Genomic DNA, 18,363 nt, shown 5'->3' on the forward strand with positions numbered 1-18,363 from the left:
GCTAGCCGGCGCGCACCGAGCTACCGGCGTCCACGGATGCGTTGCTCCCCGTGGGCGTAGGTGCGGCGGTTCCCTCTGGAGGCGTCACCATGTCCGGCTTGTCCCCGTTCCCGACATCCAGATAGCGCTTGCGGTAGTCGGCCAGGAAGCTCTTCATCGTGTCGGCGTCGGCGATGGACTTGACGATGCTCTGGAAGTCGCTTCCGCTCGCCACGATCGGCCCGGTTACCGCATCGAAGGCCGAGCCGTTGGCGGTCGGCGCCATCTTCTCGGTATACTTGGAACGAAGCCGATCGACGCTCATGCGATCGCCGGCCAAGGTGTAGGCGATGCCGGCCTTGAGAACGGCCAGCTGCTCGCTGTCGCTGAGCGGCATGGCGTCGGTCCAACGAGCACCGAGCGTCTTCTCATAGGCGGTTCCGGCGTCGGCATACCGATTGGCCGACCAGAGGATGTCAGCCCTGAGGCGACCGATCTCCACGCCGTCGAGCGGCGCCAGCACCTCCAGCGCGCCGTCGGGATTGCCGGACTCGGCCATGGCCTTGGCCTCCACGGTGCGCCGCTGCCGCTCGATCGCCACCGGCAGTGAAGCCTGACGCGTTGTCGACAGAGTGAACATCGCCTTGTCCGGTCGGTCATCGAGCAGATAGACCATGGCAAGGTCGGCGGCCACCTGGGCGCGGGCGGCGCCACGCAGGCGGTTCTTCACCTGATACTCCAGCAACGATGCCGCCTGCGGCAGCAGGTCGACCTCGACGAGACGGTCGGCCAGCTTGCGCACCATAGCATCGCCCCGGCGTCCGCTCGGCGTCAGCTCGCGGTAGTCGTAGTAGAGCGACAGGGCCTGGACGGGGCTGAGATTTGACTGTTTCTTGTCGAGGAAGACCTGGGAGAAGGCCGCCTGCATCTCCTCCGTCATCTGACGGGATGTGGTGGAGTTCGGATTGACCTGCTCGGCCACGCGCATCACCTCGAAAGCGCGGCGATAGTTCCCGGCTTCGATCGAGTACTGACCGAGCAGACGCAGCGTCTTCAGTTCCATTTCATCGCCGCGCCAGGCCACGGCCAGCTGTTCCAGGCGGTCGATTGCCTGATCGAGGGTGATCAGTCCCTCCCGCCGTTGCAGCTGGACCAGACGATAGGTGGCCTCGGCGGCCACCGGCCCCTTGTCCTCCCGGACGATGTTCGACAAGAGCGTCACGGCGTCCATGGCGTGGCCGGCCGCATCGCGCGCCAGGGCGTTGAGCAGATCGAGACGCGCCCGCTGGTTGGCGTTGAGGCTGTTCGGATCGAGGCGCGCCAGCAGATCGCGCGCCGTGGTGTAGTCCTTGAGATCGATGGCCGAAGCGATGTGAGTCAGCGCATAGCGCCTCTGGATGGTGGGCGGAAAGCTGCCGATCACCGAGTCGCCCTTGGCGAACTCCGCCACCGCCTCCTCATGTCGCCCGAGATCGCTGAGCGCCATGGCCTTCCACACCGCTGCATCCGGGCTGTCGGCAAACTCGCGACGATCCAGCAGCTTCAGCGTCTGCTCGGGCCGATAGGTGAGGTACTCCCCACCTGCCCTCAAGGCAGCCATACGGCTCGATACGGTCTCCTCCGGCGCCAGCTTGCCGACGAGATCCAGAATCCCAGTGGTCTCCGGACCCAGCCCCAACGCCAACGAGAAGGTCGCCGCCTTGTACCAGCGGTCGATGCGCTCGGGTAGGTCCCGCGCCTGGGTGATGTCGGTCATCAGCTTGTGATGAACCTGCCAGTAGTTGGCGGGATCGACGTTGCGGACTTCGCCGAAATCGATGACGGCCGCCTTGCGGGCGACCGAAGAACCGAGTGCGGCCGGCAGATCGAACAATGTCGCCTTCTTCTCTTCGGCGAGGGTCGACACAGCCAACCCTCCAGGGCGGGCGATCGACACCAGGATGCCATCCGAGGTCACCGAGAGGTCGTCGACCTTCGGAATGAAAGCGAGGCCGTGAATGGAGGCGAGCGCATCCAGTTCGGCAAAGGCGTGCGACTTGACCAGGCCACGCGCCTGGCCCTTGCCAGTCACGACGATGACCGTGTCCTCGCTGCGCGGATCGGTGAGCGTGTGGATGCGAGATACCGGTCCGAAGGGAATGTCGAGCGACTTGGACCCGTCCGGTCGAACCTGCCGACCGATCGACAAGGGGCGTGTCGGGTCCGTGACCAGCTCCCCGATCGTCACCACCCACTTCGGACCGTCGGGACTCATGGTCGACACATAGCGGTCGGTCATGTCGATGCGGATCAGTTGGGTGCCGTCCAGCGTCGTCGGTTCGATGCTGCGGGCGAAACCGACGAAGGCGTCCTGCAACGTGGCGGCATCGATCGGCGCCGCGTCGTCGAACACCATCCAAAGCGTGTTGTCGCGCATGAACAGTGCGGCGCCCACTTCCTTCTTGTAGGGGAAAGTGATGTGGACGGCTTGGCCGACCCGCTCGGACTCGACGCGGATAACCCCGTCGACCAGCGCCCGCGCCACCGCGTTCTCCGGCAACTCGGCAATGTCCGCTTTCGGCTTGTCACTCGGCGTGACGATCACCGGACGAGCGGGAGTTGCCACGGGCTGCGCGTGCCCGGCGTCGACGCTCTCCGTCGCGGCGGCTCCGTGGGGTACCGTCTCGGACGGAACGGGCGCGGCCTCGTGAGAAACGACCGGCGCCGCATGATCTCCGGCGGGCGCCGCATGATCGGCCGATGCCTCGGCATGTGCCGGCGTTGCAACGTCCTGAGAGGGCGGCGTGGCATGTTCGGTCGCCACGGCGGCATGATCGACAACGGCATGGGCCGCATCGCCCTCGCCGGGTGCGACCGCCTCATGCGAAGTCGCAGGCGCGCCGTGATCGACCGTCGGAGCGGCATGATCTGCCGCCGGTACAGCGTGATCGGCCGTCGGCGCGGCGTGATCGGCCGCCGGGGCATCGTGTCCACCGGCGCTCACCGTCTGCGTCGCGCCGGCCGGAACGGCGGGCAACGGCGACACGGCAGCCTGAAGCGCACGATCGAGCGGCGTCATCGTGGCCGGGTTGTCCGGGCCGCGCACGTCGACCACATAGCTGTCGTCATCTTTGTAGGCGCGGACGTCGGCGACGCTGTCGGTGAGAATGTGAACGACAAGCCCCTGTTCGCCCTGTTCTGCGGTGATGTCGTTGATGAATGGGGGCGGATCGGAGCGGATCATCGAGAGATCGGGCGTCGCCACCCGGTTGAAACGAAGATCAACGCCGAGATCTGTACGCCGGAAGTCCACGTCGAACGGGACATTCCACTTGAAGTTCAAGCGACTGAAAGTAGGAGCGCGCGCAGCCGCGACGTCGACCCGGATCGGCTTTTCGGTTTCAGCGATCAGCCGTTGCGCAGCCGCGGCGGCCTTGGCCATCTCGTCGGCCTTCCGCGCAAGAGCTGCCACCACCTCGTCGGGCAGGCGCGGCGGCTCGCCCTTCCAGGTTCCCGGCAGGAAATCGACGAACAGCTGCGGCCCCGCCTCCATCACGTTGACCTTGACCGAACGGGCCAGCGCCATGCGCACGCCGAGGCCATCGGGATCGGTACGCACAATCAGCACGTAGTCGGCGAGCCTGGTCACCGCCGCCTCGGCATTGAGTGTAACCGGCTGATCGAACTGGATGACCAGTACGCCGCTGTCCGATGTCACCTTGTGCGACGGAAGAAGATTGAGGTTCGGAAAGGTCAGGACCATGCGGCCGAAGTTGGGCGTGTTCCGGAACTCGACCCTGACCGGCTCGGCAGCCTGCTGGGCAACGGCAACGCCCGACGCACCGAAAGCCGCGAGGCAAACGGCTACGGAAACGGCCGCAATACGGGCCGATGACCGAACACGCAACGCAGCCTTACACAGCAACCGGGCAAAACGCATGAACACACCCCGATGGCGCCAAAACACTTCGGCACTCTCGGAAGTCTAGGGGCGATGCGCTTAATTTGCCGTTACTTCCACCCCAAAAATGACCGGATTATCAGGGAAATGCCTTGCCCGCTGAGGCTCAGGGCGCCGGCATGATTTGCGGCAGCTGGGAAGCGTCCGTCGGCGAAGCACCGCCTCCTTGCGGCGTGGAGCCAAGCGACGGCGCCACCTGCTCCACCTGAACGACCACGCGCTTCTGCGCCTGCTGGGCGCCGACCATCAGGCCGGTGATGCGACTGGCCTTTTCCGGATCCATGGCCGCCATGATCGGCGACAGCTTGCGCGGGTTCATGTGGGCCGCGAGTTCCAGAAGAGTGCCGGTGTCGAGCTTGTCGAACACGGCTGCGGCGGCCTTCGGCTTCATCCCCTCATAGAGCGAAACGAGCGCCGCCAGTTGCTCGTTCACGGCAGGAGCCGCACCGGCGGCGGCCGGCGCACCAGGCGCGGCTCCAGACGCCGGAGCGCCTCCAGAGGGGGGCGATGTCGACGAGCCAGAGGCTGCCGGATTCGCCGCAGGCGCCCCGCCTCCCCCAGCCACGCCGAGCTGGGACTCGATGGATTGAAGCTGGTTCAGTCGCTCATTGAGACGTTGTTCCGTCGCCTCCAGCAACTTGGCGCGGAGGTCGAGATCATGCGCACGCTTGTCGAGTTCATCCCGCCGCACGGCGAGACCTTCGAGAATGGCCCGTTCAGACGAGCCGATCGGCGGCGAGTATTCCTTGGGGCGTTCGGTATAGACGTCGGCTGGCGCCTTGGCGCCGTGCCCGTCGCCTGCCGGCGCGCCATGTCCACCTTCGGCCGGGGCGCCATGGCCGGCATCGGCGGCGGGCGCGGCTTCATGACCACCCTCGGCGGGAGCAGCGTGCCCGGCGTCGGCAGCCGGAGCTGCGTCATGGCCGCCCTCGGCGGGCGCCGCATGTCCGGCATCAGCCGCCGGAGCTGCGTCCGCGGGCGCCGCATCGGCTGGCGCCCCGTGCCCGGCATCGGTTGCCGGGGCTTCTCCGTGAGCGGCGCCTTCGGCCGGCGCGGCGTCGTGGCCAGCAGCCGGCGCTTCGCCATGCCCAGCCGCGGAAGCTGCGCCGTGCCCTCCACCCTTTTCCTGTTCCGCTTTCAGCTTCTTGTACTCGTCGGCAAGATCGATCGGCGCCGTCAGACGATCGACGGCCGACGTATCCGTCGCGCCGCCCGTATCCGCCGCCGCCTCGCCGTGCCCCGCGGGCGCCTCGCCACCGGAGGCAGCCGCCTCACGGGGACCGACCGCGAAAGGCTCCACTCCCATCACGAAACCGAGCACCTTCACGGCAAGCAATGCCGAGACGGCGATCAGCACCAGCGGGAGCAGGCGGATCTTCTTCACGCAGCCGCCTCCCGCTTGCCGCGCCGCAGCGCCGAAAGCCGTTCCGCCGCCGCTTCGGCCGCGGCCTTGAGATTGCGCGCCGTGCTCTCGCGCACCATCGGCTCGGCCTCGGCTTCGCTCATCGGCGCGACCGTGCTGGTGCGCGCCGCGCCGACAATGGCGCCGATGCGCTTGACGATCTCGTTGCCGGCGGTCAGACGCTGGTCGAGGTCACCGAGCAGCGTCTCGGCGGCCAGCATGCGCCCGCCCAACGCCCGCTCGCATTCGGAGGCCGTCGCCTTGAGACCCAGGATCGCCCGTTCGGCGATCTCGGTGGCGGTAATCAGCTCGGAGATCGTTGCGCGCAGCACTTCCTCATCAGCCCTGAGACGCGTCAGACGACGGTTGAGAATGGCGCAGTAGACGATGGTGAGCGCGAGAAGGATGGCAACGACGATCTCAATCGCCACGCCGAGATTGAGGCCGGAAATCATGTGTTCTGCATCTCCTTCTGAACCGCGCGCTCGAAAGCGGCCAGCGTCATGCGCGGGCGCCTCAGATTCCTGTTGACCTTGACTGATACCTTGTCGCCGAGCCGGCCGATATTGCCCGAGGTGATATGTACGTCGCCGCATTTGATCGCCACCGGATCCTCCGGCGACACGCCGAACAGCAGCGTCTGGCCCACCTCGAGGTCCATGACCATGGAGAGCGGCAGTTCCTCTTCGACCAGAACGGCGTCGACCTCGATGTCCGCGTTATAGATCTCGGTGGCGAGGTGGCCTTCCCAAATGTTGTCGCGGCCGAACTTCTCGCCCATGATCATCTGCAACAAAAGGTTGCGGATGGGCTCGATGGTGGCGTAGGGCAGCAGCATCTCGACGATGCCACCGCGATCTTCCATGTCGACGCGGAACTGAATCAGGATACAGGCGTTGGCCGGCCGCGAGATCGGCGCGAAGCGCGGATTGGTCTCGAGACGTTCCAGCGTGAAGTTGATCTGGGTGAGCGGCGCGAAAGCCTTCTCGCAGTCGGCGAGCAGCAGGTCGATCATGCGACGGACGAGGTTCATCTCGATCGTCGTGTAGGGCCGCCCCTCGACACGGATCGCCGAGGTGCCGCGGCCGCCGCCGAGCAGCACGTCGATGATCGAGTAGATGAGCGACGAATCGACCGTCATCAGGCCGTAGTTGTCCCACTGCTCGGCCTTGACCACGGCCAGGATGGCCGGCAGCGGAATGGAATTGAGGTAGTCGCCGAAACGCACCGACGAGATGCCGTCAAGCGACACTTCGACGTTGTCGGAGGTGAAGTTGCGAAGCGTCGTCGTCGTCTCCCGCACGAAGCGGTCGAAGACGATTTCCAGCATCGGCAGGCGCTCGTAGGAGACGAGCGCCGAGTTGACCAGCGAGCGGATGCCGCTCTGGTCGTTGGAGACGTGATCCTCGACATTGAAACCGAGGAGGTTGTCGATTTCCTCCTGGTTGAGCACGCGATCGGCGCCGCGGCTCGTCGCATCGAGCTCGGCGTCGTTGTCGTCGATCATCGCCGCCCACTGGGCGGCCACCGCGTCGGCATTCTCGACGCCCTGCTCTTCAAGCGCCGCGCCCCACTCGGCGGCGAGGTCGTCCATATCGTCGCCGCTATCCGCCCGTTGCTCGGCCAGCGCCGCGCCCCAGTCCGCGGAAAGATCGTCGTCGTCTGCCATGCTCGACATCCTTATTGCACGATGACGTTCTTGAAGAGCACGTCGTCGACACGGGCCGGATAGACCGCGATGTTGACGCGCCGCTGCAGCTCTTCCTTCAGGCGAAACAGTCCAGCCGAGCCCTGCAAGTCGGAGGCTCTGAGCTCGCGCATATAGGTCTGGAAAGCATCGAGCACACGCGGCAGATTGGGCTTGATCACCTCCAGCATCTTGTCGTCGCTGACCTCGAGGGCGATCTCCATCTTGACGAAGGTCGGCCGTTCGTCGGCCGTCGACAGATTGAGGATCATCATCGGCAGGTCATAGTAGTAGGCGTGCGGCTGAGACGCCGCCTCGACGGCGGCGACATCGCTCACCGCCGGAGTTGCCGGCGTGCCGCCCATCAGAAAGAAGGCCGCGCCGCCACCGACCAGAACCACCGCCGCGGCCGCGCCACCGATAATGAACAGCTTCTTCTTCGAAGAGCCGCCAGCGGCCTCGCCGCCTTCCTGTTCGCCGTCTGCTTTCGGGGTTTTGGCCATAGCCCTTGGCGCCTGCTCCGGAATCGATGGAAGCCGAACGCGTCCACCTCAGAGCTATGGGTCGGCCCCTTCCCAACGACAACGATTCTTTGCCGGAGCCCACAGCCCTTTCATTGGCCTTCAGGATAGTTAACGATTGGTTGATAATTGGTTAACGGCCCGGCAAAAGTTGCCGCCCTCCACATGCCGGTCGGCAAGAAACGCCACGCACGACCAGAGGCACATCCCACGTAACCAATTGATATATCTATAACTCGAAGTTGGCACGTTCCCTGCGATACAGGTTTCGGGCAGCGACGCTGGGGAGCGTGACGCCGCCCGACTGGGACTTGGGAACGATTTGCCATGCAGAATGCAACTCTGGTGGCGCTGTCGGGTCAGGTTGCGCTGCGGCGCAAGCTGGACGTCATCGCCAACAACGTGGCCAACATGGACACCGCCGGCTTCAAGCGCGTTTCGCTCGACTTCGAGGAAACGACGATGCCGAAGGCGTCGGCAACGCTTTTTCCTCGCCGCGATCGCGACAATCGCTTCGTCCGCGAGCTCGCCACGGTGCATGACTTCTCGGTCGGCTCGGTCGAAATGACCGGCAACGATCTCGACGTGGCGATCGAAGCCGACAACAGCTTCTTCGTTGTCAACACACCGGCCGGCGAGCGCTACACCCGCGCCGGCGACTTCGCCATCGACAACACCGGTCGACTGGTTACCGCCGACGGCAAGCCCGTGCTCGGCGACGGCGGTGAAATCGTCTTCGGCAACGAGGAAACCAACATCGCCATCGCCCGCGACGGAACGATTTCCACCAGCGCCGGCCTGAAGGGCGCTCTCCGCATCGCTTCCTTTCCCGACACCACGGTGCTCTCCAAGGAAGGCGAGAACCTCTATTCGGCCAGCGCGGCGCCCCAGGTGCCCGCCAGCGTTCGCGTCCGCCAGGGCGCCCTCGAGAAATCCAACGTCTCGGGCGTCCAGGAACTCACCGCCATGCTGGGCGTCCAGCGCGCCTACGAGCGCATCTCCAACATGGTGAAGCAACAGAACGACCTTAGTGCCAAGGCGATCGAGCGCCTCGGCTCCGTCAACGCCTAATCCGGGAACGAGCGCACATGAAAGCCCTGACCATCGCCGCGACCGGCATGAAGGCCCAGGAGACCAACGTCTCGGTCATTTCCAACAACATCGCCAACATGCGCACCACCGGCTACAAGAGCCAGCGCGCCAACTTCCAGGACCTGCTCTACCAGACCCTGCGCCGCCAGGGCTCCACCACGTCGGACGCCGGTACCCAGGTGCCGGCCGGCGTGCAGATCGGCTCGGGCGTCCGCGTGGTCGCAACGCCCCGCAACATGACGCAGGGCGATCCCGAGTCCACTGGCAACGACAAGGATGTCGCCATCCGCGGCGAGGGCTTCTTCCAGATCACCCTGCCCGACGGCCGGACCGCCTACACCCGCGACGGCTCCTTCGAACTCGATTCCACCGGAACACTGGTCACGGCGGACGGCTACACCGTGCAGCCGGCCATCACGGTGCCGCAGAACTCGAGCGACCTCACCATTTCCAACACCGGACAGGTGCAGGCCAAGATCGGAAATGCCACCACCGCGACGGTGCTCGGCCAGATCGAACTGGCCCGCTTCGTCAACAAGAACGGCCTTGAGCCGATGGGTGACAACCTGTTCCTCGAAACGGCCTCGAGCGGCGCCGCCCAGACCGGCAATCCCGGCGATGCCGGCTACGGAACGCTACTCCAGAGCTATCTCGAGTCTTCCAACGTCGAGGCCGTGAGCGAACTGTCGTCCCTGATCTCGGCCCAGCGGGCCTACGAGATGAACTCTCGCATCATCACCGCCGCCGACGAGATGTCGCAGACGACATCCAACCTCGGCAAGTGAGGCTAGACCATGATGCGCGCCATCGTCCTCCGGATCGCCCTCGCCGCCGCTCTCGCCACGCTCGCGGCCGGCTTCATCGCCACCCATCAGGCATCGGCGGCCGAACTCCGTCCCCGCGTCGAGATCGACGGCGCCATCGTGACGCTCGGCGACCTGTTCGAAGGAGCGGGTGATCTTGCAGGCCATGCCGCTTTCCGGGCACCAGAACTCGGCGTCACCGGCGCACTGCCCGCCAGCGAGGCGATCAAGGCCGCCACCGCCGCCGGCCTAGCCGTCGATCGCCTTCCCGCGTTCGCCAGCGTCACCGTCGTTCGCCGCTCCGTCACGATTGATGACGCCACGCTCAAGGCCCAGGTCGCCGAAGCCGCCGCGGCCCGGCTTGGCGCCGCCGTCGACACCATCGACGTCACCATCGACGAGCCAGTCACCCCGATCGCCGCGGCCACAACCGCCTCGACGCCCATCGCGCTTGCCGACTTCGTCCTGCAATCGGCGTCAGGCCGCTTCAATGCGACCTTTGCCGTCGACGTCGGCGACGGCAGCCGCTCCGTCACATTGACCGGCCGCGCCATCGAGACCCTGGCTGTTCCCGTCCTGAACCGGCCGGTCGACCGCCGCACCGTCATTCGCGCCTCCGACGTCACGATCACCCGCATCGACAAGCGTCGCGTGCCGGGCTCCGCCGTCATCGACGCCGACGAGATCGTCGACATGGCGGCCAGGCGGCCGCTCCGGGCCGGCGAGGTGATCGCCAGCTCCGACGTGGAGCCGCCTCGCGTCATCCTTCGGGGCGATCTCGTCACGCTCCAGTACACGCGCCCCGGCCTGACCCTTTCCGCCCGTGGCCGTGCCCTCGCCGACGGCGCCAAGGGAGACATCGTCTCGGTGCTGAACGAGCAGTCCAAGCGCACCATTCAGGGCGTCGTCACCGGCGCCGGCATCGTGGCCGTGACCACATCCGGCTCCCCGACCGTCCTCAAGACGGCAATGAACTGAGCAAGAACCGAGGATCATCAGATGCGCTTGCCCACCATCCTCGCCACCGCCCTCCTCGGCATCGGCCTCTCCGCTTGCGGCAGCACCATGGACCGCCTGTCGCAAGTCGGCCAGACGCCCAAGCTGACCGCCATCGAGAACCCGACCGCCCAGCCCGGCTACAAGCCGGTGCAGATGCCGATGCCCACCGTGCAGCCCGTGGCCTACAGCCCCAATTCGCTGTGGCAGTCCGGCTCGCGCACCTTCTTCAAGGACCAGCGTGCTCGCAACGTCGGCGACATCCTGACGGTCAAGGTGGCGATTTCCGACAAGGCGGCTTTCGACAACTCGTCCGAACGGTCGCGCGCATCGAGCGACTCGACCGGCGTCGGCGGCGCCCTCGGCACGGCGATCGACACCATTGCCCTGCCCGCCGGCATGGCGGCCAGCGATCTCGCATCCACGACCGGCGCCTCGTCCTACAAGGGAAGCGGCACGATCGACCGGTCGGAAAGCCTGTCGACCAATGTCGCCGCCGTGGTGACCCAACTGCTGCCCAACGGAAATCTCGTCATCGAGGGTCGCCAGGAGGTGCGCGTCAACTACGAGATCCGCGAACTGGTCGTGGCCGGCGTCGTGCGCCCCGAGGACATCGCCGCCGACAACACCATCGAGAGCACCAAGATCGCCGAGGCCCGCATTTCCTACGGCGGCCGTGGCCAGATCTCCGACGTGCAGCAGCCGCGCACCGGCCAGCAGGTCCTCGACATCCTCCTGCCGTTCTGACGGCGCGTCCATCGGCTCGCGCTCCCCAAGCATCCCAAGCGAGCCGTATCGCCGAAGGACCGCTCCCCAACTGGTCCGAGGCGATCCCGCCGGCCCCTTCCCAAATCCGGGCCGGCTTTCCCCAAGTGGCGCGACCTCCCTTCCCAAGTCATCAAGGAGGTCGCGCCCAAGGGGAACACCATCCGATCTGAAAAACGAAGACCACCGCGCGACGCGCAAACGAAAAAGGGGCATCCGCTAGGACGCCCCTTCGTCAGTTCCAATGAAGGCAAGAGCCTTCATTCGTCGCGATAGACTTTCTCGCGTCGCTCGTGACGCTCCTGCGCCTCGATCGACAGGGTCGCGATCGGGCGGGCGTCGAGACGCTTCAGCGAAATCGGCTCGCCAGTCTCTTCGCAATAGCCATAGGAGCCATCCTCGATCCGCTTGATGGCCGCCTCGATCTTGGAGATCAGCTTGCGCTGGCGGTCGCGCGCCCGAAGCTCTATCGACCGGTCTGTTTCCGACGATGCGCGATCGGCAATGTCGGGAAGGTTGGTGTTCTCGTTCTGAAGGTTCTGGAGGGTCTCCTTGCTCTCACGCAGGATGTCCTCCTTCCACTGAAGCAGTTTGCGCCTGAAGTATTCGCGCTGGCGATCATTCATGAACGGCTCGTCGTCGGACGGCCGGTAGTCATCCGCAAGCTCAATCGACATCGACGGTCCTCACACACCACGAAGGCGGGCGGAATATAGCTATCTGACCTCGGCGCGACAACGGCAAATGCGATAAAATCACCAAACCTTGTAGGAATGGCGTTTACCAATACATATCAATCGATTAAGCCGGTATAGACCTCAGCGGAGACCGTCGCGGCGCGTCAGCTCCGGAAGTAGCCGAGCTTGGCAAGCTCCACTTCGGCCCTGAGAGCGATGTCCTCCATCAGCTCGTCGAGACGCGGATCGCCGGTCGCTTCGGTCTCGTCGAGCAGGTTCAGGATGCGGGCGATCGCCTCGCCCGAAAGCTGCCCCGACAGCAGTCCAATGCGGATTTCGTCAAGCCGATCCAGGAGGTCGCGTCCCCGCTTCACCGCCTTCCGCTTCTTGCGAGGCGCGTCGGCATCGACGGCCTGCAGGGCGATGAGGGCGTCGAGCCCGGCCAGCGCATGGGTCGCCGTGGCGGTAGCCGTCTTCGGCGCTCCACCTTCTGTCTCAGAAGGCAGCGCGAAGCCCGATCCATCGGTTCGCTTCGTCGGCGATCCCGAGGAGACTCCCCCGAGACGGTTCGGACCCTGAATGCGCATCGATCGTCCTTTGAGGCTGACCCGGCAGTTTCGACCAGCCAAGGTTACCGTTTCCCAACCCACCCGGCAAGAAATGCCGGCTCAAAAACGCAAGCAGACATCCAATACGCAGAAGAGAGCTTGGATACCATAATTATTTCAATACTTTATGAGGACCCTCCATCAAAAAGAAACATGGCACGACGATTGCGAATTCCCCGTTGGGAAGCCGTGTCGGGAAACACGGGGATGATGACAATGCGGTTTAGGATTCTCGGCGCACTAGGCGCCCTTATGATTGTTCTGATGGGCGTCGAGGCGGCGATGGCCGCTTCGCGCATCAAGGACATTGTCGATGTCGAGGGCGTTCGCGAGAACCAGCTCATCGGCTACGGCCTCGTCGTCGGCCTGCAAGGCACGGGTGACAGCCTCAACAACTCGCCATTCACCAAGCAGAGCCTGCAGGCGATGCTCGAGCGCCTTGGCGTCAACGTGCGCGACGCCACCATGCGCACCGCCAACACCGCCGCCGTCATGGTCACGGCCAAGCTGCCGGCCTTCGCCGCCCAGGGCACGGCCATCGACGTGACCGTCAGCGCGCTCGGCGACGCCAAGAACCTCCAGGGCGGGCAGTTGCTCGTCACGCCTCTGATGGGCGCGGACGGCGAAGTCTACGCCATCGGACAAGGCGCGATCGCCGTTGGCGGTTTCGATATCCAGGGTGAGGGAGCGAAGATTTCCCGCGGTGTCCCGACCCAGGGCCGCATCAGCAACGGCGCCGTCATCGAGCGCGAGCTGCCCTTCAAGCTCACCGACCTCGGCTCCGTGCGCCTGTCCCTGCGCAACCCCGATTTCACCACCTCGCGCCGCATCGCGCTCGCCATCAACGACCTCTATGGCGCCCCGGTTGCCGAACCGACCGACCCTTCCACGGTTCGCCTGTCGATGCCCCCGAAGTTCAAGGGCAACATCGTCGACCTTCTCACCGACGTCGAGCAGTTGATCGTCGAGCCCGACCTGCCCGCCAAGGTGGTGGTCGACGAGGCAACCGGCATCATCGTCATGGGCCAGGAAGTGCGCGTGTCGACCGTGGCCGTCGCCCAGGGCAACCTCACCGTGATGATCACCGAGGACCCGCAGGTGTCACAGCCGGCGCCGCTGTCGGACGGACAGACCACCGTGACGCCGCGCACCCAGATCCAGGTCGCCGACGGCAAGGAGCACCAGCTCGCCGTCGTGCGCTCCGGCGTGACGCTGCAGGAGCTCGTCGATGGCCTCAACGCGCTCGGCCTCGGCCCGCGCGACCTCATCTCGATCCTTCAGGCAATCAAGGCAGCAGGCGCGCTGCAGGCCGACGTGGAGGTGATGTGATGGAAGCAAGCAATCTCTCCTCGGTCGCAACCGCCTTCGCCTCGAAGACCTATTCGGGCATGGACAAGAGCGCCGTCGCCAAGAAGGCTCATGAGGTCGCCGCCGACTTCGAGTCCGTCTACGTCGCCGACGCGTTCAAGGCCATGTTCAAGGACGTCTCGGTCGACCCGCTGAGCGGCAAGTCGGACAACTCCAATGAACCCTGGCGCGACATGCTGATCGACGAATACGCCAAGGACTTCGTCAATAAGGGCGGCATCGGCATCGCCGATGGCATCGCCGCGCAACTGATCAAGATACAGGAAGGGCACCTGGGATGAGCCTCGCGCAAGAAACCCGTCCGAAGCTCGTCACCAGCCATGAAATCGCAGGCAAGCTGGTCGAGAAGCTCGGCATCGCCATGGAAGACCTTCTCGTGTTGCTCCGCCAGGAAACGGCGCTGGTCAAGGAAGGCAAGCTCCGCCAGGCCGGCGAACTCGCCATGGACAAGGAAGAGAAGGCCGCCCTCTATACCCGGCTGATGCTCGCCGCCCGCGACGAGATCGAAACGCTCAAGGCCTATGTGCCGGCCGAGACGGCGGCGCTTCTCAAGCGCCACGAGCTGTTTCGGTCCGAGGTGCAGATCAACCTCGCCGTGCTCGATACCGCCCGCGACGTCGCCGAGGACATCCTGCGCACCGTGGCAAATGAGGTTGGCCGTAACGAGACGCCCCCGGTCTACGGCCGTAGCGGTCACGCACAGGCCGCCTACGCCGCAAGCGCGCGCGGCGTCGCCATCAACCGCAGCCTTTGACAAGTCCGAGCGTTGGCCAAGGCCAGTCCAGGCGCCGCGTCCTCAGGATTATCCCTTGCAGTCACGGGCGGCGAACGGCGCCGTCACTACGTGTTGTTGCGAATTGTCAGTCTTTCCATGGAGGACTGCCCGCTTCCTTCGCTCTTTGTTAAGACTTGGGCCCTTATCTGAACCGGCCGGAGGAGCGACAGCCGTACTCTCCCACACAATTCGACCATCCATAAAACCTGCGGAAAAACGCCGGATCGATAAAACTTTACCTGTTTCTTAAACCCTGCCTTTAATTTCCGATGATAACGTCCTTTCCAGGCGAACCCTATGGGATTCGCGTGAAAGGACTTAGGTCATGGATATCGGCAGCGTGAGACCGGTCATACCCGGCATGAACGCGCCGGTGCCGAGAGCGCCGGCGGCGGCGGAACAGGCGGCAAGCACCGACCTTCCGGTCGGATCGGCTGTCGCCAGGACCGATGAGACGACCCGCGCCGGCAATGACACGCGCGGCAGCGCAAATCAGTCCCCACCCTATTCTCAGAATCTGCGGTCGACGGTTACCCGCGACGAGGAAGCGGACGTTGTCGTTTATCGTCAGATCGACGATACGACGGGCGATGTCGTCAACCAGATCCCCGACGAGAGTCGTCTACGCCTCAGGGCGATGATCAACGCCTGGACCGACGCGACCCGCGCACCAACGGCGTCGACGGCAAGCATGCTTGCCTGACCCCAAAACCAAATATCATCCCCAGAACTTAAAAAGGCGCCTCCTGGGCGCCTTTTTAAGTTCCGACCGAGGAGAAGAGCAGTCTACTCCTCGTCGGCCTGCCCGCGCAGCCCCTGAGCCAGAGAGCGATTGATGGAAATCAGAGCCGAAAGCTTCTCGGGCGTCGGATCGTCCATGATCTCCAGCGTACGCTTCAGCACGAACACTGTGAGATTGCCGATGTTCTCCTTGATCGCATCCGGCAACGGATTGCTGTCGTCGGTCGCCGATGTGCCGAGGATGGTCCAGAGCTTGCGATTCAGCATCAGGGCTTCCGCAACGGCGCTCTCGTCATAAGACCAGTTGTCCTTGAACGACTGCAACTGAGCCGCCGCCTTCAGCAGCAAATGCGCTTCCAGCTGACGCGGACCCAATGTCGTCTGGACCCGCTGGTACGCCGACGCTCCGTAACCGTTCATGGAACAAACACTCCCCGGTATTCTCGAGCCTGATGGCCTGTCGGCCAGGGCTTGTTATCAATCCACCCCGCCATGAAATGCCGAAGGCCATCTTGAGGGCGGCACCATTCGTCGCGAGTTGGTATCAGGAGATCCGGTTCGCGCCGCATCCTCCATCGTCACAACTAGACACCCATCACGGTTAACAACTGGTTTCTCCGCAGATATCGACAGTGAAACGAAGTTAATGAACCCCAAAAACACATAGACCTGAATACAGAGTAAGCATTACCACAACCCACCAAAGAAAACGGCGGGCCTTTCGGCCCGCCCTTTTGTTTCCTGCACACCCTTTTGGCCGCCGGCCTCAGCGGAGAAGCTGCAGCACGTTCTGGTCGGCCTGGTTGGCCATGGAGAGCGAAGACGTCGCCAGTGACTGCCGGGTCTGCAGCGCCACCATATTGGCCGCCTCTTCGTTCATGTCGGCCAGCGTCAGGTTGCTGGCGCCACCCTGCAGGGTGTTCATCATCTTCTTGGTGAAGTCTTGGCGGTTCTCCACGACCGACAGGTTCGAACCGAAGGTCGACGCCTGGGCGCGAACCTGGGTGATCGCAGCCTTCACGTCGTCCAGCAAGGAGTCGACGCCGCTGTCGGTATCGAGATCCTTGGCGACCATGGTGGTCGGCAGACCAAGCTCAGTCGAGTCGACTGACTTTCCATCTTTCACCTGAATGTCGATCGACGAGGTGCCGGTCTCATTGAAGGTGATCTTCAGTTTGTCGCCGCGCAACAGGTTGACACCGTTGAACGAGGCGTCGTCGGCCATCTTGTCGAGCTGGTCGCGCAACACGTTGAACTGGTCGGCAAGCCCCGACCGAACCGAGTTTCCGTCCACCACGGAGCTCTCGCTGGAGTCGCCGGTCACCTTGCCCGAACCGTCGGTGCCCTGGACGGTGAGATCCTGAGTCGACAGGTTCTGAATGCGCAGCTTGCCGTCGTCGTTGGAAGCTTTGATGATGCCCTTGGTCTCGGCATTGTTGTTGATCTCAGCAACAAGCGTATCGATTGTCTTCATCACGACCAGCGCCGCATCAGTCGTACCGGCAACACTGGTGACGTCCGCCGTCGCCGAGAAGATGTCAGCGTCGGCGCCAGTCACCTGCAGAGCGCCGGCATTGGTCGTTGCGCCCTGGATCTGAAGCGTCGCACCCGGACCGATAACAGCCTTGAACTTCGATCCAGCTGTCGCAAGCTGGTTGTTGACGTTCTCAACCGCCGTCGTCACGTCGGAACCGGTCGTGGAGTCAAGCGTGATGGCGACGCCATTCACCGAGAACTCGTACTTGCCGGACGCGCCACTCACGTCAGCCGCGCCACCCGTCAGGAAGTTCGCGATGTTGCCGGTCGTGGTGATATCGCTGTTCACGGTATCCTTGGCCTGCAACTGCAGGGTACCACCGACTAACTTGGCTTCCAGCTTTCCATTGAGATCGCTGCCGGCGATAGCCTGGTTGATCGTGGTAACGACGTCGGTCGCATCCGTGCTGGCCGCATAGTCGCTGAGCGTGACGGAGACTGACTTGCCCTCGTACGTAATCGTCGACACGCCGTTACCAGTAATGGGCGCGCCTCGGGCATTGGTCAGATCGACGCCGCTGTTCAACGTAGCCTTGGCCGCGGTCGCAGCTGGCGCGGTGTATGGGAGGTTCGAAACCACTTTCTGGCCGGAGGCCGTCGTGGTCAAATCGATGCTCGGGGTGGACGTCCCGAATGCACCACCGACCAGGGTCAGCTTTGCCGCTCCGGGGGTCAGCGAAACGTTGGCCGGCGAGAGGGTATAGGATGCCGTCTCGAAGGTCTTGTCCTGGCGGGCCTGCCGCAGCGTCGACTGCATCGACTCCAGCGTCTTGGTGATCGAGGTCAGGCCGTTATCCGCCGCTTCCAGCGTCTTGACGCCGTTGTTCATCGAGTCGAGCAGAGCATCGAGCTCACCGGCGCGCGAGTTGAGCGAGGACGCCGTAAAGAAGTTGGTCGGGTTGTCGAGAGCCGTGTTGACCTTGTTGCCCGTGGCCAACCTGTTCTGCGTCGTCGCCATCATCTTGGCAGTGTTTTGCAGAGACAGAAGATTCTGGCGAACTGCCTTGGTCAGATTGATGTCGCTCATTTCTGCATCCCACTTCCTTGGGGCTGGCGGGTTTCTTTCACCCCGAAAACGAACCGGACCTGACCGTCGACCATCCAAGCGGGGAGGACGCGGCGGTGCCTTTCACGTGGGAGTTAACACCCGACATGGTTAACAAAAAGTTTCTCAGTCGCGTTTTGCAACGAAGCGGAATTAATTCCGATAAACGCTTGTTAACCGAGGCAAAACCAAAGAGGGCCAACCGACAAGGCAGGGAAGCGTTACTCACCTGCCCGGCAACCGGCGCGATCGGCCGGATACCCCCCCCCGGAAAAGTCAGAGCGAACCGAAAGTCTATTGATTTTATTGATCTTTTCGCGCGACCACAAGCCAACCCGACCAGCGCGGATGCGAACACCGCGCGATCTTTCGTTTGGAGAAGCGAAACCACTCGTTAAGAAAGCAGAAAGGAACGTTTACCAACGCGC

Annotated in this window: 17 protein-coding genes; 8 read left to right on the forward strand and 9 right to left on the reverse strand. The window is 64.0% G+C overall.

Annotation, left to right across the window (positions count from 1 at the left end):
- Position 1: 1 nt before the first annotated feature.
- The 5 genes from M4J40_RS17550 to M4J40_RS17570 all read right to left on the reverse strand — a co-directional run bounded on the left by M4J40_RS17550 (position 2) and on the right by M4J40_RS17570 (position 7,511).
- Positions 2-3,898: a lipopolysaccharide assembly protein LapB gene (locus M4J40_RS17550; protein WP_251755716.1), complete on the reverse strand. Its 3,897-nt coding sequence runs from the start codon at positions 3,896-3,898 to the stop codon at positions 2-4.
- A 127-nt stretch (positions 3,899-4,025) separates the two neighbouring features.
- Positions 4,026-5,303: a MotE family protein gene (locus M4J40_RS17555; protein WP_251755717.1), complete on the reverse strand. Its 1,278-nt coding sequence runs from the start codon at positions 5,301-5,303 to the stop codon at positions 4,026-4,028.
- Positions 5,300-5,776 carry a DUF6468 domain-containing protein gene (locus M4J40_RS17560; RefSeq protein ID WP_251755718.1) on the reverse strand — a complete coding sequence of 159 codons (477 nt, stop codon included), beginning with the start codon at positions 5,774-5,776 and terminating at the stop codon, positions 5,300-5,302. Before M4J40_RS17560 ends, M4J40_RS17555 begins: the two co-directional genes overlap by 4 nt.
- A complete protein-coding gene (fliM, locus tag M4J40_RS17565; protein ID WP_251755719.1) occupies positions 5,773-6,990 on the reverse strand; it encodes a flagellar motor switch protein FliM in 1,218 nt (405 codons plus the stop codon). Before fliM ends, M4J40_RS17560 begins: the two co-directional genes overlap by 4 nt.
- Positions 6,991-7,001: 11 nt before the next feature.
- On the reverse strand, positions 7,002-7,511 hold the full coding sequence (locus tag M4J40_RS17570; RefSeq protein ID WP_251755720.1) for a flagellar basal body-associated FliL family protein: 510 nt from the start codon (positions 7,509-7,511) through the stop codon (positions 7,002-7,004).
- Positions 7,512-7,856: 345 nt separating this feature from the next.
- On the opposite strand from M4J40_RS17570, the gene flgF reads away from it, so the two are divergent.
- From flgF to flgH, 4 genes are read left to right on the forward strand one after another with little or no spacing between them, the layout of a single operon-like run.
- Entirely contained in the window at positions 7,857-8,600 is a 744-nt protein-coding gene (gene flgF, locus M4J40_RS17575; protein ID WP_251755721.1) for a flagellar basal-body rod protein FlgF, read from the forward strand.
- 17 nt (positions 8,601-8,617) lie between these two features.
- A complete protein-coding gene (gene flgG, locus M4J40_RS17580) occupies positions 8,618-9,406 on the forward strand; it encodes a flagellar basal-body rod protein FlgG (RefSeq protein ID WP_251755722.1) in 789 nt (262 codons plus the stop codon).
- A 9-nt stretch (positions 9,407-9,415) separates the two neighbouring features.
- The gene (gene flgA / locus M4J40_RS17585) at positions 9,416-10,402 is read left to right on the forward strand and encodes a flagellar basal body P-ring formation chaperone FlgA (protein WP_251755723.1); all 987 of its coding nucleotides are present in this window, start codon (positions 9,416-9,418) and stop codon (positions 10,400-10,402) included.
- A gap of 21 nt (positions 10,403-10,423) precedes the next feature.
- Positions 10,424-11,167 (forward strand): flagellar basal body L-ring protein FlgH, encoded by a 744-nt coding sequence (flgH, locus tag M4J40_RS17590; RefSeq protein ID WP_251755724.1) that lies wholly within the window; start codon positions 10,424-10,426, stop codon positions 11,165-11,167.
- A 278-nt stretch (positions 11,168-11,445) separates the two neighbouring features.
- On the opposite strand, the gene dksA is transcribed toward flgH, so the two are convergent.
- Both dksA and M4J40_RS17600 read right to left on the reverse strand, forming a co-directional pair.
- Positions 11,446-11,862: an RNA polymerase-binding protein DksA gene (dksA, locus tag M4J40_RS17595; protein ID WP_100078724.1), complete on the reverse strand. Its 417-nt coding sequence runs from the start codon at positions 11,860-11,862 to the stop codon at positions 11,446-11,448.
- A gap of 164 nt (positions 11,863-12,026) precedes the next feature.
- A complete protein-coding gene (locus tag M4J40_RS17600) occupies positions 12,027-12,449 on the reverse strand; it encodes a flagellar assembly protein FliX (protein WP_251755725.1) in 423 nt (140 codons plus the stop codon).
- Between the two features lie 237 nt (positions 12,450-12,686).
- Here M4J40_RS17600 and M4J40_RS17605 point away from each other — a divergent pair, with 237 nt between their 5' ends.
- From M4J40_RS17605 to M4J40_RS17620, 4 genes are all read left to right on the forward strand, one after another.
- Complete coding sequence (locus M4J40_RS17605; RefSeq protein ID WP_251755726.1) at positions 12,687-13,799, forward strand: flagellar basal body P-ring protein FlgI; 1,113 nt, start codon at positions 12,687-12,689, stop codon at positions 13,797-13,799.
- A complete protein-coding gene (locus tag M4J40_RS17610) occupies positions 13,799-14,119 on the forward strand; it encodes a rod-binding protein (RefSeq protein WP_251755727.1) in 321 nt (106 codons plus the stop codon). Before M4J40_RS17605 ends, M4J40_RS17610 begins: the two co-directional genes overlap by 1 nt.
- The gene (locus tag M4J40_RS17615; RefSeq protein ID WP_251755728.1) at positions 14,116-14,592 is read left to right on the forward strand and encodes a flagellar protein FlgN; all 477 of its coding nucleotides are present in this window, start codon (positions 14,116-14,118) and stop codon (positions 14,590-14,592) included. The genes M4J40_RS17610 and M4J40_RS17615 overlap by 4 nt, the downstream gene beginning before the upstream one ends.
- A gap of 346 nt (positions 14,593-14,938) precedes the next feature.
- Positions 14,939-15,316, forward strand: a complete 378-nt coding sequence (locus M4J40_RS17620; protein ID WP_251755729.1) for a hypothetical protein — start codon at positions 14,939-14,941, stop codon at positions 15,314-15,316.
- A gap of 83 nt (positions 15,317-15,399) precedes the next feature.
- Here M4J40_RS17620 and flaF read toward each other — a convergent pair whose 3' ends face one another.
- Both flaF and M4J40_RS17630 read right to left on the reverse strand, forming a co-directional pair.
- Complete coding sequence (gene flaF, locus M4J40_RS17625) at positions 15,400-15,774, reverse strand: flagellar biosynthesis regulator FlaF (protein WP_251755730.1); 375 nt, start codon at positions 15,772-15,774, stop codon at positions 15,400-15,402.
- A gap of 346 nt (positions 15,775-16,120) precedes the next feature.
- Positions 16,121-17,917: a flagellin gene (locus M4J40_RS17630; RefSeq protein WP_251755731.1), complete on the reverse strand. Its 1,797-nt coding sequence runs from the start codon at positions 17,915-17,917 to the stop codon at positions 16,121-16,123.
- Positions 17,918-18,363 lie beyond the last annotated feature (446 nt).

This window comes from Pleomorphomonas sp. JP5 (assembly GCF_023721815.1).
Classification (GTDB): domain Bacteria; phylum Pseudomonadota; class Alphaproteobacteria; order Rhizobiales; family Pleomorphomonadaceae; genus Pleomorphomonas.